General features: G+C 71.1%; 12 protein-coding genes. All 12 read left to right on the top strand.

Annotated elements, in window-relative coordinates; genetic code table 11:
• Positions 1–117: 117 nt before the first annotated feature.
• The 12 genes from ABD784_RS03425 to murC all read left to right on the top strand — a co-directional run bounded on the left by ABD784_RS03425 (position 118) and on the right by murC (position 14,812).
• Positions 118–489, top strand: a complete 372-nt coding sequence (locus ABD784_RS03425) for a DUF3040 domain-containing protein (RefSeq protein WP_344879946.1) — start codon at positions 118–120, stop codon at positions 487–489.
• Between the two features lie 297 nt (positions 490–786).
• A complete protein-coding gene (gene mraZ / locus ABD784_RS03420; protein ID WP_344879943.1) occupies positions 787–1,218 on the top strand; it encodes a division/cell wall cluster transcriptional repressor MraZ in 432 nt (143 codons plus the stop codon).
• A gap of 257 nt (positions 1,219–1,475) precedes the next feature.
• Positions 1,476–2,504 (top strand): 16S rRNA (cytosine(1402)-N(4))-methyltransferase RsmH, encoded by a 1,029-nt coding sequence (rsmH, locus tag ABD784_RS03415; protein WP_344879940.1) that lies wholly within the window; start codon positions 1,476–1,478, stop codon positions 2,502–2,504.
• A 5-nt stretch (positions 2,505–2,509) separates the two neighbouring features.
• A complete protein-coding gene (locus ABD784_RS03410) occupies positions 2,510–3,256 on the top strand; it encodes a hypothetical protein (RefSeq protein ID WP_344879937.1) in 747 nt (248 codons plus the stop codon).
• A 71-nt stretch (positions 3,257–3,327) separates the two neighbouring features.
• A complete protein-coding gene (locus ABD784_RS03405) occupies positions 3,328–5,181 on the top strand; it encodes a peptidoglycan D,D-transpeptidase FtsI family protein (RefSeq protein WP_344879934.1) in 1,854 nt (617 codons plus the stop codon).
• A gap of 2 nt (positions 5,182–5,183) precedes the next feature.
• On the top strand, positions 5,184–6,887 hold the full coding sequence (locus ABD784_RS03400) for a UDP-N-acetylmuramoyl-L-alanyl-D-glutamate--2,6-diaminopimelate ligase (protein WP_344879929.1): 1,704 nt from the start codon (positions 5,184–5,186) through the stop codon (positions 6,885–6,887).
• Positions 6,884–8,350 (top strand): UDP-N-acetylmuramoyl-tripeptide--D-alanyl-D-alanine ligase, encoded by a 1,467-nt coding sequence (locus ABD784_RS03395; RefSeq protein WP_344879924.1) that lies wholly within the window; start codon positions 6,884–6,886, stop codon positions 8,348–8,350. The genes ABD784_RS03400 and ABD784_RS03395 overlap by 4 nt, the downstream gene beginning before the upstream one ends.
• Positions 8,347–9,456: a phospho-N-acetylmuramoyl-pentapeptide-transferase gene (gene mraY / locus ABD784_RS03390; protein WP_344879921.1), complete on the top strand. Its 1,110-nt coding sequence runs from the start codon at positions 8,347–8,349 to the stop codon at positions 9,454–9,456. The genes ABD784_RS03395 and mraY overlap by 4 nt, the downstream gene beginning before the upstream one ends.
• Positions 9,456–10,964 (top strand): UDP-N-acetylmuramoyl-L-alanine--D-glutamate ligase, encoded by a 1,509-nt coding sequence (gene murD / locus ABD784_RS03385; protein ID WP_344879918.1) that lies wholly within the window; start codon positions 9,456–9,458, stop codon positions 10,962–10,964. The genes mraY and murD overlap by 1 nt, the downstream gene beginning before the upstream one ends.
• Before the next feature lie 34 nt (positions 10,965–10,998).
• Positions 10,999–12,177: a putative lipid II flippase FtsW gene (gene ftsW, locus ABD784_RS03380; RefSeq protein WP_344879915.1), complete on the top strand. Its 1,179-nt coding sequence runs from the start codon at positions 10,999–11,001 to the stop codon at positions 12,175–12,177.
• Positions 12,174–13,346: an undecaprenyldiphospho-muramoylpentapeptide beta-N-acetylglucosaminyltransferase gene (murG, locus tag ABD784_RS03375; protein WP_344879912.1), complete on the top strand. Its 1,173-nt coding sequence runs from the start codon at positions 12,174–12,176 to the stop codon at positions 13,344–13,346. Before ftsW ends, murG begins: the two co-directional genes overlap by 4 nt.
• Positions 13,343–14,812: a UDP-N-acetylmuramate--L-alanine ligase gene (gene murC / locus ABD784_RS03370; protein ID WP_344879909.1), complete on the top strand. Its 1,470-nt coding sequence runs from the start codon at positions 13,343–13,345 to the stop codon at positions 14,810–14,812. The genes murG and murC overlap by 4 nt, the downstream gene beginning before the upstream one ends.

Here is a 14,812-nt window from a genome sequence, read left to right as displayed (position 1 = left end):
GTTGCAACCGCCGGGAACACGGGGCATGCGTCCCGCGTTGAGCGGATACAGCTAATACGCCTCACGGCGACCGGCGGAGGGAATCCGGCGGAGACCGCGACGAGAATGGGGAAGAAAATGCCGCTTTCGGAACATGAACAGCGACTCCTGGAGCAACTGGAACAACAGCTCCACGAGGATCAGCGCTTCGCCTCGGCCATGAAGTCCGGGGGCGGCTATTCGACGCGGAACATCGTCATCGGTGCTCTGGTGGTCGCCGTCGGCCTCGTGGCCCTCATTCTGGGCATCTCGAGCAAACTGATCATCGTCGGGGTGCTCGGCTTCGCGGCGATGTGCGTCGGGGTGTACATCGCGCTCTCGCGCACCGGAAAGGCCGGTGCCGGGGCAACCGGTGCGGGGGGACGCCCGGACGGCAAGCCCGGCAAGAGCTCCTTCATGGCGGATCTCGAGGCCAAGTGGGACGAGCGACGGCGCGACCAGGACCTGTAGCCCTCCTCCACTGCACTCCCCACTTTCCACCACAGCCCGCTCCAGAGCGGGCTGTCGGCGTTTAAAGCGCCCCCGAGACCTGCCTGAAGGACGAATTCAGCCAAAGTTCAGGTAAATCCCCTCCACTTCTCACCACAGCCCGGAATCCCCGAGATTCCGGGCTTCTCTCATGTTCGGGCCGGATTTCGGCGTGCTCGATTCGTTGACAGTGGTACATGGTGGAGTAAAGTGGGGACCAGTAGAGGGCAGTGGGGGAGACCCCCGCCGACGGCCCTTCTGACCGAGAGGCGGTTGTGCATGTTCCTGGGGACATACACGCCGCGTCTCGATGAGAAGAGCAGGCTCATCCTCCCGGCCAAATTCAGGGACGAACTCGGCAACGGGCTCGTCCTGACACGCGGCCAGGAGCGGTGCCTCTACGTCTTCAGCCAGCGGGAGTTCGAGCGGGTGCACGAGCAGATGCGGCAGGCGCCGATCTCCTCGCGCCAGGCTCGTGACTACATCCGCGTCTTCCTCTCGGGAGCCTCGGACGAGGTCCCCGACAAGCAGGGACGGGTCACGATCCCGGCCTCGTTGCGGGAGTACGCGGGGCTGAAGCGGGAAGTCGCCGTCATCGGCGCCGGTACCAGAGCGGAGATCTGGGACGGCGACGCGTGGAACGACTACCTCGCGGAGCAGGAGAAGACCTTCTCCGAGACCGACGAGGAAGTGCTGCCCGGGATCTTCTGAGGAAACGGGCGCACCGTCGCGGCGACGGGACAACCGAATAGACAGCGAAAGACCCGGCACGCGTCGAGACGACGCCGCCACGGGCTTGGACCAGATCTCTCTCCGCCCGGCTGCACCACCTGACTCACCTTCCCCGGAGTCAGGCGGGAGTCACCGGAGCGGCGGGGGATCTGATCCAAGGGCCGACCGCCTCCGCACCGCAGGGTGCAGGCGACCACAAGCATCAGCACCGGTACACCGCCTGAAAGGGGCACATGATGACCGCTCGGGACGCGCACAGCGAATCCGCAGCGCGCCCCGAGAGCGGCGAGCCGGCCACGCCCACCAGCGATCGCCACGTCCCCGTGCTGCTGGATCGGTGCGTGAGTCTCCTGGAGCCCGCGGTCGAGGCCGCGCGGAAGGCCGGGCGGACTCCCGTCCTCGTCGACTGCACGCTCGGCATGGGAGGCCACTCCGAGGAGATGCTCCGGCGGTTCGACGATGCGCACCTCATCGGCCTGGACCGGGACGAGCAGGCACTGGAGCTCGCCGGCGAGCGTCTCGCGGCCTACCGGGAACGGACCGACCTCGTGCACGCCGTCTACGACGAGATCGACGACGTCGTGGCGGACCTCGGCTTCGGCGGCGTCGACGGCGTGCTGTTCGACCTCGGCGTCTCCTCGCTGCAGCTGGACGAACGCGAGCGCGGCTTCGCCTACTCGTTCGATGCCCCATTGGACATGCGGATGGACACCTCCCGCGGGCCGACGGCCGCTGACCTCGTCAACACCCTGGACGAGAACGAGCTGGTCCGCATCATCCGGACGTGGGGCGAGGAACGATTCGCCGGAAGAATCGCTGCGGCGATCGTCCGAGCCCGGACCGAGACTCCCTTCTCCATGACCGGGCAGCTCGTCGAAGCCATCAAGGACGTCGTCCCGGCCGCCGCGGGACGCACCGCCGGACACCCGGCCAAGCGGACGTTCCAGGCGCTGCGCATCGCCGTGAACGAGGAACTCGACGTGCTCGAACGCGCCATCCCTGCAGCCCTCGGTTCGACGACACTCGGCGGCCGCGTCGTGGTGATGAGCTATCACTCGCTCGAGGACAAGATCACGAAGAAGTACTTCCAGAAGGTCTGCGCCTCCTCCGCGCCGGTCGGCTTCCCGGTGGAGCTCGAGGAGCACAAGGCCAGGTTCAGGAACCTCGTCAAGGGGACCGACAAACCCACCGAGCAGGAAATCGAAGAGAACCCACGGGCGGCATCGGCGAAACTCCGCGCCGTCGAACGGATCATGAAGGACTGATGGACATGCGAGCACCGGCCCCCATCCGCCGTGCGTCCCGTTCCACGGGACCGCAGAACCCCGCGTCCACCTCGTCGCGCCAGCGGCCGGCGTTCACCCCGCCGAACACGGACGGCGCGACGGCCCTGGCCGTTGAGCCGGCACCGGGCTCCGCTTCGGCGCCGGCCTTCGATGCCCCGAGTCGACGTCGGACGCCGCTGGCGATCGTCCCAGCGGTCACCAGCAATCGCCGACTGCCCTTCCTCCTTCTCTGCGTCTTCTTCCTCATGGCGGCACTGGCCGGAGTCCTGCTGCTGAACATCAACGTCTCGAGTGGACAGTACGAGCTGGTCAAGCTCCGGGGCCAGGAGCGCACGCTGACCCAGGAGAACGAGGCGCTCGCGCAGCAGGTCCAGCATCTGCAGGCCCCGCAGAACCTCGCCCACAAGGCCGCCGACCTCGGAATGGTCAAGCCCGGCGACGTGGCGGCGATCGACCTCGGGACCGGGAAAGTCTCAGGTGTCGCAACGCCGGCGACCGAGGAGGACACAGTAACGTCCTTCGTGGAGGCGCCGAAGACGGCTCCAGAACCGGTGAAGAAGACGTCGGCGGAGAAGAAGGCGCCCCCGGCCGCGAACACCGAGGCGAAGCGGGGCACCGGCGAGGAGCAGGCCGGCTCGAGTACCCAGTCCGCCGAGAGCAGGAACTTCACCGAGGCGGAGCTCAACGGCGGCACCATCCCGTCGCCGACACAGAGCGGCGATCAGCCGTGAACTGATCGAACAGGACAGACCGCGGACCGCGCGAACCGCGGCCCGCCTCGCGAGAAGGGGACCGAGGAGCCATGGCGCGATCCGACTCACGCTTCAAGAGCGTCGACGCAGCGGAGTCGCTGGACCCGCGGCGGCTCCGCATCGGCCTCGCCCTCTGCCTGGCCATGCTGCTCGCCCTCACGGGCCGACTCTTCTTCGTCCAGGGCCTGGATCCGGAGGCCGTCGCCCAGGAGGCCGCGTCCAGCCGGACCCGCACGCAGCTCATCGCCCCCACGCGCGGTGACATCCTCGACTCCGAGGGGCGCGCCTTCGCGACGTCCGTCATCCGCTACGACCTGGTGATCGACCAGAAGTGGTACAAGGAGGAGTTCGACCGCCGGAACCCGGAGACGGGCGAACGCGAGTCGGCCCGGATGGACGAGGCCATCGACCAGCTGTCGACGATCGTGGGCCAGGAGACTGAGACGCTGCGGGGCTCGATCGTCCCGGCGGACCCGGACGACCCCAAGCGCTACTCGGTGGTCGCCAAGGGTGTCACCCCGGAGACCAAGGAAAGCGTCATGGATCTCGGTATCCCGGGGCTGCTGGCCGAGCGCACCAGCGACCGCCAGTACCCGAACGGGTCCGTCGCCGGCACGCTGCTCGGCTTCCTGAGCGCTGCCGACCCGAACAAGGCGGGCCAGAACAGCGGGGCCGAAGGACTCGAGCTGACGCAGAACGACATCCTGGCGGGAACACCGGGGGAGAGGAAGTTCGAGGTCGGCGCCGACGGCGTGCGCATCCCCACCGCGCCCTCCACGACCACGCCCGCCATCGACGGCAAGGATCTCCAGCTGACGATCAACCACGACGTCCAGTGGGCCGCGCAGGAGGCCGTGATGGCCAAGCAGGAGCAGTTCGACCCCGACTGGGTCTCCGCTGTGGTGCTCGACGTCAAGACCGGCGAGATCCGGGCCATTGCCGATTCGCGCTCCGTCGATCCCAACGACCCGGCCGCGGTCGATGCCCGCTACCGCACCTCGACCGCGCTGACCCAGGCCTTCGAGCCCGGCTCGACCGGCAAGCTCCTCACCTTCGCAGCAGCCCTCGAGGAGGGGGTCGTGGAGCCCGAGGAGGCCTTCACCGTCCCGAACGCCTACACGGTCCAGAACGAGACCATCAACGACTCCCTCAAGCATGCGACCTACCCCATGACGGCCGCCGGTATCTTCGCCCGCTCCTACAACACCGGCACCGTCATGATCGGCGAGCGGCTGAGCAACGAGCAGCGCTACGACTGGTTCAAGAAGTTCGGCGTCGGCGAGGAGATCAACATGGGCGGCCTCCCGGTGGCGGAGGGGATCTTCGTGGATCCCTCCTCCTGGGACCGCCGTCAGCAGTTCACCACCATGTTCGGGCAGGGCTACACGCAGACCGTCCTCCACACGGCGCAGATGTTCCAGGCGATCGCCAATGGCGGAGAGATGATCGAGCCCTCGCTCATCGACGCCTACATCGGGCCGGACGGAGCCCGCGAGGAAGTCGACCCGCACGCGCCGGAGCGGGTCGTGTCCAAGGAGACGGCGGACGTCATGATGCGCATGATGGAGACCGTGGTGACCGACGGCACCGCCCAGGGGGCGGCGATCGACGGCTACCGGGTCGGCGGGAAGACCGGCACCGGACAGGCCGCGGACCCCGAGGGCGGCGGCTACGACGGGCACACCAGCTCCTTCGCCGGCGTCGCACCACTGGACGATCCCCGATTCGCCGTCATCGTGACGATGCACCGCCCCCAGGGGAACTGGAGGGACTGGCATGTCACGGATACCTTTAAGACCATCATGGAGGCGACCCTGAACACCTACGACGTCCCGCCGTCGGACAGCAAACCGAACCCGTACCGGGCCTTCGTCGGCGACCAGCAGAAGTACGGCTGGGAGTAGGCGTGGACGTCGACCATCGCGAGGCCGAACGGGCCTTCCGTCCGGCCCATCCCCGCGCGAGCAGCCTGGCCGAGCTGATCGGCCGGCTCGCTGACGCGGACGTCGTCTGGGACTTCGTCGGCGACGACGACGTCGCGGTCACGGGCGCCTGCCTCGATTCGCGCGCCGTGCAGCCCGGGGACCTCTACATCGCCCTGCCGGGAGCGCGCGCCCATGGTGCGGACTTCGCGGAGCAGGCGGCCGCCCACGGGGCCGCCGCCATCCTGACGGACACCGACGGGCGTGGCCGCGCCGAGGCGACCGGGCTGCCCGTCCTGACGGCGGACTCGGTGCGCGACGTCGTCGGACGGGTCTCGGCGGAGATCTACGGTACGGAGCCCGACGCGCCCGAGCTGCTCGGGGTGACCGGGACGAATGGCAAGACCACCACCACTTACCTGGTGCGCTCGCTGCTGCGCGCCCTGGGCCGGACCACCGGCCTGGTCGGCACCATCGAGATCGTCGCCGGCGAGACGCGGATCCCGTCGGTCCTCACCACGCCCGAGGCGCCGCAGCTGCACGGGATCATGGCCCGCATGCGGGAGGCCGGGATCGGCGCGGCCGCGATGGAGGTCTCCTCCCATTCCCTGGACTACCGCCGCGTGGCGGGGCTGACGTACCGGGTCGCCGGCTTCACCAATCTCACCCAGGACCACCTGGATCTGCACGGCAGCATGGAGGACTACTACTCCACCAAGGCCGAGCTCTTCGCGCCCGGAACGGCGGCCGTCGCCGTCGTGACGGTCGACGACGCGTGGGGACGCCGCCTGGCCGCGGAGCGCCGCGCGACCTGCGGGTCCGAGACGCTCTGGACGCTCGCCACGACCGATGCGGCGGACGGGGACGACGCCGACTGGCGGGTTGAGCACGTCGAGCGGCGCGGGCTGGGCCACGCCTTCGAGCTCGTGGGGCCCGCCGGTGCGCGCCTGCGCGCCGCCACCGGTCTGCCGGGCGGCTTCAACGTCGCCAACGCGGCCCTCGCGGTGCTCATGGTGCTCGCCTCCGGCGTCGAGGCGGCGGAGCTCCAGCGTGTGCTCGACGACGCGGACCCGTTGACGATCGAGGTGCCGGGCCGGATGCAGGTCATCGCGACCGAGCCCGCCGCCGTCGTCGACTTCGCCCACAACTCCGACGCCCTGGAACGGGCCATCGAGGCCGTCCGGGGCGACGGGTCGGGGCGCGTCATCGTGGTGTTCGGCGCGACCGGGGACCGTGACGCGACCAAGCGGCCCGTCATGGGCGCCGTCGCCGCGCGGCACGCCGACGTCGTGGTCGTCACCGACGACGATCCACACGGCGAGGAGCCGGCCGGCATCCGCGCGGAGGTCCTCGCGGGCGCCACGGAGGCCATCGCGGCCGAGGGACTCGCCACCGAGGTCGTCGAGGCCGCACCCCGGGCAGCCGCCATCCGCGAGGCCGTCCGGCTCGCCCGGCCGGAGGACACGATCCTGGTCGCCGGACGTGGCCACGAGACGGTCCAGGAGATCGCGGGGGTGAACCACGCCCTCGACGACCGGGTGGAGCTCCGCAGCGCCCTGGTCGAGGCGGGCCGCAGCGTCCTCGCCGGCGACCAGGGCGCCGCTCCGGGGCGAGACGCTGAGGCCAGTGCCACAGGCGTCGAGAAGCAGCCGGCGGGGGCCGAGAGAGTAGAGTCCACAGAGCCATGATTGAACTTTCGACAGCAGAGATCGCCGAGATCACCGGCGGGCGGCTGAGCCCGACCGCCGACCCGGCCTCCCGGATCACCGGCGTGACGACCGACTCGCGGGAGATCCTCCCCGGCTGGCTCTTCGTCGCCAAGCCCGGCGAGTCCAGCGACGGCCACCACTTCATCGGCCGCGCGCGCGAGGCCGGTGCCGTACTCGCCCTCGCGGAGCGCACCACGCTCGACGCCGAGGGCACGGCCGACCCCGCCGTCATCGTCGACGACGCCGTCGACGCCATGGGCCGGATCGCCGCCCATCTGGTGGGCCGGCTGCGCGCCGACGGGGCGCGGGTCGTCGGGATCACCGGCTCGGCCGGCAAGACGACCACGAAGGACCTGCTCGCCGCCGTCCTGGAGACGACCGGCGAGACCGTCGCGCCCGTCGGCTCCTACAACGGCGAGGTGGGCGTTCCGCTGACCGTCTTCCGCGCCACGGAGCGCACCCGCAACCTCGTCATCGAGATGGGCGCCACGGGGATCGGCCACATCACCTACCTGACGGACATGGTCCGCCCGGAGGTCGGCGTGGTCCTCTGCGTGGGCACGGCGCACGCGGGCGAGTTCGGCGGGGTCGAGAACATCGAGCAGGCGAAGGGCGAACTCGTCGAGGCCCTTGCCGAGCACGGGACCGCGGTCCTCAACCTCGACGACCCCCGGGTCGCCCGGATGGCCGCCCGCACCCGCGCCCGCCTCCTGGGCTTCGGGGTGGACGCGGAGCCTCGGGACGGGGTCGACGTCGTCTCCGCCCGCGGACTCGAGACGACGCCCGCCGGGAACCCGGAATTCGACCTGGTCTTCCCCGACGGTACGGCTTTCCACCTGGTCAGCGGTCTCATCGGCCGCCACCATGTCTACAACCTCCTGGCCGCCGCGACGGCGGCCTACGCGCTCGGGGTCGCCCCGGCCACCATCGCCGAACGGCTCGAGGGCCGCGCCGCCGCCAGCCGGTGGCGCATGGAGCGCACCGACCGGGCCGACGGCGTGACCGTCATCAACGACGCGTACAACGCCAACCCGGAGTCGATGCGCGCCGCGCTGCAGACCCTGGCCGGCCTCGGCGTGCCCGACGGGGACGGCGTCCAGCGCCGCACCTGGGCCGTGCTGGGCCCGATGCTGGAACTCGGCGAGGACTCCGTGCTGGAGCACGACATCCTCGGGCGCCTCGCGGTGCGGATGAACATCAAGCAGCTCGTCGTCGTCGGCCCCGAGGCCAAGCCCGCGTACAACTCCGCCGTCCTCGAGGGGAGCTGGGGCGACGAGGCCCACTACGTCGAGACCGTCGAGGAGGCCGAGGCGCTGCTCGCGCGCGAGCTCCGCCCGGGTGACATCGTCCTGTTCAAGTCGTCCAACTCCGCAGGCCTGCGGTACCTGGGCGACCGCATCGCCGCCGCGGGAACGCCCGCCGCCGAGGAGGCCCACCCGTGATCGCACTGCTCATGGGCGCCAGCATCGCCCTCCTGATCTCGTTCCTCGGAACCCCGCTGTTCATCAAGCTGCTGGTGCGCCGGCGCTACGGCCAGTTCGTCCGCGACGACGGCCCGACCTCGCACCACACCAAGCGCGGCACCCCCACCATGGGCGGGGCGATGATCGTCCTGGCCGTGGTCGCCGCCTACTTCATCACCCACGCGATCCGCTCGCTGGCCAGCGAGCACGCGACCGGACCGACGGTGTCCGGTCTGCTGCTGCTCTTCCTCATGGTCGGCATGGGACTGGTCGGCTTCCTGGACGACTTCATCAAGATCTCCAAGCAGCGCAGCCTCGGGCTGCGCCCCTGGGAGAAGATCGGCGGCCAGGCCGCCGTCGGCATCGGCTTCGCGCTGCTGGCCCTGCAGTTCCCGGACTCCAAGGGCCTCACCCCCGCGTCGCTGAAGATCTCCTTCATCCGCGACATCCCGTGGCTGGACATGGCCTTCTTCGGGCCCATCGTCGGTGCTGTCCTCTTCGTCGTCTGGTCCAACCTCATCGTCACCGCCACCACCAACGGCGTCAACGTCACCGACGGCCTGGACGGACTGGCCACCGGCGCGTCGATCATGGTCTTCGGGGCCTACACGCTGATGGGCATCTGGCAGTACAACCAGGCCTGCGGCTCCTCCCGCGCCATCGGCAGCGTCTGCTACGAGGTGCGCGACCCGATGGACCTCGCACTGCTCGGGGCCATCCTCTGCGGGGCGCTGATCGGGTTCCTCTGGTGGAACACGTCGCCGGCCCACATCTTCATGGGCGACACGGGCTCGCTCGCCATCGGCGGCGCGCTGGCCGCCTTCGCGATCCTCTCGCGGACGGAGCTGCTGCTGCTGGTCCTGGCCGGCCTCTTCGTCCTCATCACGCTGTCCGTCATCATCCAGGTGGGGTACTTCAAGCTCTCCGGCGGCAAGCGCGTCTTCCTCATGGCGCCGTTGCAGCACCACTTCGAACTGAAGGGCTGGGCCGAGGTGACGGTGGTGGTCCGCTTCTGGATCCTGGCGGGCCTCTTCGTCGCCGCCGGCCTGGGCATCTTCTACGCCGAATGGGTGGTGGGGCTCTGATGCGGCTCGACCACCTCACCAGCTGGGACGCCGACTGGGCCGGCCTGCGCGTGGTCGTCACCGGCCTGGGGCTCTCCGGCTTCTCGGCGGCGGACACCCTGATCGAGCTGGGCGCACGGGTCGTCGTGGTCGACGGGCGGGACTCGGAGGAGAACCGGCAGCGGGCCGACACGCTCCGCATCGTCGGCGCCGCGGACGTCCTGCTGGGCCCCGAGCACCAGGGACGGCTGCCCGACGTCGACGGGCAGCCCGCCCAGCTCGTCGTCACCTCGCCCGGGTGGAACCCGCGTCAGCCGCTGCTGGCCGCCGCGTACGACGCGGGGCTCGAGGTCTGGAGCGACGTCGAGCTCGCGTGGCGCGTCCGGGAGCGGGAGGGCCGCACGCCGGCCGAGTGGCTGGTCCTGACCGGGACCAACGGCAAGACGACGACGGTCGGCATGGCCGAGTCGATGCTGCAGGCCGCGGGCCTGCGGGCCCTCGCCGTCGGCAACGTCGGCACGCCAGTACTCGACGCGATCCGCGACCCCGAGGGATACGACGTCCTCGTCCTGGAGCTCTCCAGCTTCCAGCTCCACTACACGCACACGATGTCCCCGCTGGCCTCCGTGGTCCTGAACATCGCCGAGGACCACGTGGACTGGCACGGATCCTTCGAGGAGTACCAGGCGGCGAAGGCGAGGATCTACGAGCGCACCCGCGTCGCCGCCGTCTTCAATGCCGAGGCACCGGAGACCGTGCGCATGGTCGAGAACGCCGACGTGGTGGAGGGGTGCCGGGCGATCGGCTTCACCACCGACGTGCCGGCGGTGAGCATGCTCGGCCTCGTCGACGGACTGGTCGTGGACCGGGCCTACATCCCCGAGCGCAGGGAGTCGGCGACGGAACTGGCCTCGCTCGAGGACTTCGGCGAGCTCGCCGCGCGCCACAACGTCGCCAACGCCCTGGCCGCGGCCGCCCTGGTGCGCGCCTACGGCGTCGCTGCCGAGGCCGTCCGGGACGGGATCCGCAACTACGAGCCGGGCGCGCACCGGATCCAGGCGGTCGCCCGCCGGGACGACATCCTCTGGATCAACGACTCCAAGGCGACCAACCCGCACGCCGCCTCGGCCTCCCTCAGCGCCTTCCGCTCCGTGGTCTGGATCGCCGGCGGCCTGTCCAAGGGCGTCGACTACGCCGAGCTCGTGGCCGAGAACGCCGACCGGCTGCGCGGGGTCGTCCTCATCGGCGCGGACACCGCTCCGCTCCGGCGCGCCCTGGCGGAACACGCCCCGGATGTGCCCGTGTTCGACGCGGCCGTGGGGGACACTGGAACGGACGCCGCCACCGACGGCAGCGCGGTCATGCACGAGGCGGTCCGTCTCGCGGCGGGCCACGCGGTCCCGGGCGACACGGTCCTCATGGCTCCTGCGGCGGCGTCGATGGACCAGTTCGCGTCCTACGCGCAGCGGGGCCACGCCTTCATCGAGGCCGTGCGGGTCCTGATGGAAGACACGCCGACCGAATCGTGAGGAGCCGAACGTGACAGCCGGGCCAGCGAGGGGGATGCAACGCTTCTGGCGCCTGCTGGAGGGCAGCGACGGCGGCCGCAACAGCGGTTACTACATGATCCTCGGCAGCGCGCTGGCGCTGACCGTCATCGGCCTGATCATGGTCCTCTCCTCGTCCTCCGTCACCGCCATCGCCAACGGCACCAGCTCCTTCGTCCTCTTCCTCCGCCAGGGGATCTTCGCGGTGCTCGGCATCGTCCTCATGCTCGTCCTGTCCAGGTTCCCGGTCCGGTTCTACCGGCGCTATGCGTGGATCCTGTTCGCGCTCTCGGGTGCCCTGCTGCTGCTCGTCTTCACGCCGCTGGGCGTCACCGTCAACGGAAACCGGAACTGGATCGAGATCGCCGGCATGCGGGCCCAGCCGTCCGAGGCCGCCAAGCTCGCCCTGAGCATCTGGGCGGCCCAGGTGCTCGTCACCAAGGGACCGCTCGTCCGCACCGACTGGAAGCACGCCGTCGTGCCCGTCGTGTTCCCCGGCGGTGCCCTGATCCTCGGCCTGGTCCTGCTCGGGCACGACGTCGGCACGCTCCTCGTGCTGGCCATGATCATTGCTGCTGCGCTGTTCATGGGCGGTGCCCAGGGACGGATCTTCGCCGTCGGCAGCGTCCTCGGCGTGGTCGGGATGCTCGGGACGTTCCTGACGTCGGACAACCGCATGAGCCGCCTCGCGGCGTGGCTGCAGCTGGACTGCGAGACGAACGACGCCTGCTACCAGCCGATGCACGGCTTCTACGCCCTCGCCTCCGGCGGCTGGTGGGGCGTCGGGCTGGGCCAGTCACGGCAGAAGTGGAGCTATCTGCCGGAGAGCCAGACCGACTACATCATCGCCATCATCGGCGAGGAGCTGGGGCTCATCGGCTCGCTGGTGATCGTCGTCCTCTTCGCGGTCCTCGCGATCGCCCTCTACCGGGTGGCGTACCGCAGCCACGACCCCTTCGTCCGGATCGCCACCGCCGCCATCATGGCGTGGCTCATCGGCCAGGCCTTCGTCAACATCGCGATGGTCACCGGGCTGCTGCCGGTGATCGGCATCCCCCTCCCGTTCATCTCCTATGGCGGGTCGGCACTGACCCTCTCGCTCGCGGCCGTGGGCGTCGTGCTCGCGTTCGCCCGGCAGACCGCCCGCCAGCCGGTCGCCCCCACCCCCGACGGAAAGAGCTCGCAGCGCGCATGAAGGAACCATCGATCGTCCTCGCCGGCGGAGGCACGGCCGGACACGTCTCGCCCCTGCTGGCCATCGCCCGCGCCCTCCAGGACCGACACCCGGAGGCGCTGATCGTCGCGGTCGGCACCGAGTCCGGTATGGAGACGCGTCTGGTCCCGGCCGCGGGCTACCGGCTGGAGACCATCGAGCGAGTGCCGATGCCGCGTCGCCCCGGACGGGCGCTCCTGCGCCTGCCCTTCCGCTTCGTCCAGGCCGTGAAGCACGCCGGCGACATCATCGAGCGGGCCGCGGCCGACGTCGTCGTGGGGGTCGGCGGGTACGTGTGCACCCCGGTGTACATCGCCGCGCGGCTGCGCGGGGTCCCGGTCGTGATCCACGAGGCCAACGCCCGCGCCGGCCTGGCCAACAAGGTCGGCGCCCGCATCGCGGCCCGGGTCGCGGCCGCCTTCGAGGGCACCGGGCTTCCCCGGGCCGAGGTGGTCGGCATGCCGATGCGCGCCGAGATCGCCGGACTGGACCGTGAGGCCGAGCGCCGCTCGGCCCGGATCGGGCTCGGCCTCGACCCCGAGGCCCGCACGCTGGTCGTCACGGGCGGGTCGTCCGGCGCGGTCTCCATGAACCGCGCGGTCGCCGACGCCGTCGCAGCGATCACGCGCCGGGTCCCCGGCGCCCAGGTCCTGCACATCACGGGCCGGGACAAGCAGATCCTCGACGACGAGGGGCGGCTCGTGACGGCCCCCGGCTATGTGCAGGTCGAGTACGTCGACGGCATGGAGCGCGCCTATGCCGCCGCGGACCTGATGGTCTGCCGCTCCGGCGCCGGCACCGTCTGCGAGCTGGCCGCCGTCGGACTGCCGTCCGTGCTGGTCCCGCTGCCCATCGGCAACGGCGAGCAGCGGCACAACGGGCAGCCGCTCGTGAACGCCGGCGGGGCCGTCATGGTGGAGAACTCCGAGTTCACCGCCGAGTACTTCGAGACCACGGTGCTGCCCCTCCTGGACGACGCCGAGCGGCTGGAGGCCATGGGCCGCCGCGCCGCCGCCTACGGCAAGCGCGACGCCGCCGAGGCCATGGCGCGCATCGTCGAGCAGGTCATCGGCGCCCCGGCGGCCGGCCGGGGCGGCGACGGCGGACCCAGCGACGAGGCATCCGACGACGAGGGGACGGGACGCAAGTGAACGACGGTACGGCAGCACGGGGGCGGGCCCCCCGCCTCGACGAGCTCGGGCGAGTCCACTTCCTGGGCCTCGGCGGCGTGGGCGTGTCCGCGGTCGCGCGGCTCATGCAGGCCCGCGGGGTCGCGATCTCCGGCACCGACGCCAAGGACCTCCCGGTGCTCCGCGAGCTCGCGGCCCGGGGCGCCCGCGTCCACGTCGGGTACGCCGCCGGGAACCTCGGGGACGCGGAGACCGTGGTCGCCTCCTCCATCATCAAGGACGGCAATCCGGAGTACGACGAGGCCAAGCGCCGCGGCCTGCGGATCCTCCACCGCTCCGAGGGCCTCGCGGCCACCATGGAGGGCCACACGGTCGTGACCGTCGCCGGCACGCATGGCAAGACGACCACGACCTCGCTGATCGCCGTGATGCTGCGCGAGGCGGGTCTCTCGCCGTCGTTCGCCATCGGAGCGAACGTGGGGGGCCTGGGCGTGAACGCCGAGCTCGGCACGGGGCGGGTCTTCGTGGCGGAGGCGGACGAGTCGGACGGCTCGTTCATGAACTACACGCCGGACGTCGCGGTCGTCACCAATGTCGAGGCCGACCACCTGGACCACTACGGCACCGCCGAGGCGGTGCACGGCATCTTCCGCGAGTTCGCGGCCCTGCTGCCGGAGGAGGGCCTGCTGGTCGCCTGCGCCGACGATCCGGGGGCAGCGGGTCTGGCCGCCTGGGCGCGCTCGGAGCGTCCCGACCTGCGGGTGCGGACGTACGGTTTCTCCGACGCGTCCGACCTGCGGCTCGTCGGCGCCGCGGCCGACGGTCTCCGCTACAGCTGCACGCTCGAGTGGGGTCCCGGCGACCGGATCGAGCTGAACCTCGCCGTGCCCGGCGACCACAACCTCCTCAACGCCGCCGCGGCCTTCGCCGTGGGCCTGGACCTCGGCGTGGAGCCGGGGGCCGCGGCCGCCGGCCTGGCCGCGTTCCGAGGGGCGTCGCGACGGTTCGAGTACCGCGGCGAGGCGGCCGGAGTCCGCGTCTACGACGACTACGCGCACCACCCCACCGAGGTCGCCGCCGCGCTTGCGGCGGCGCGGTCCGTGGCCGGCCGGCACCGGGTGCACGTCCTCTTCCAGCCGCACCTGTTCTCGCGGACGCGCGAGTTCGCCGGCGAGTTCGCGGCCGCGCTCTCGCAGGCCGACGCCGCCCACGTGCTGGACGTCTATCCGGCCCGGGAGGCCCCCATCCCGGGCGTGACGAGCGACCTGATCGTCGCCGGGCTCGCCACGGAGGGCGGCCTGGTCGCCGCCGAGGACGCGGCCGCCGCCGTGGCAGCCGGCGCCGGCCCCGGCGACATCGTCATGACCATCGGGGCCGGCGACGTCACGGAGTACGGCGACCGGATCCTCGCCGCCCTCGCGGCCGCCGACGGCACGGCCGACGCCTCCGGCGAGCGGATCCCCACCGCCGGCTCCGGCGACGCCTGA

Origin of the sequence: Zhihengliuella alba, assembly GCF_039538765.1 — a bacterium.
GTDB lineage: Bacteria > Actinomycetota > Actinomycetes > Actinomycetales > Micrococcaceae > Zhihengliuella > Zhihengliuella alba.
The sequence above is the reverse complement of the archived record's forward strand: the minus strand, read 5'-3'. Positions and strand labels throughout refer to the sequence as shown.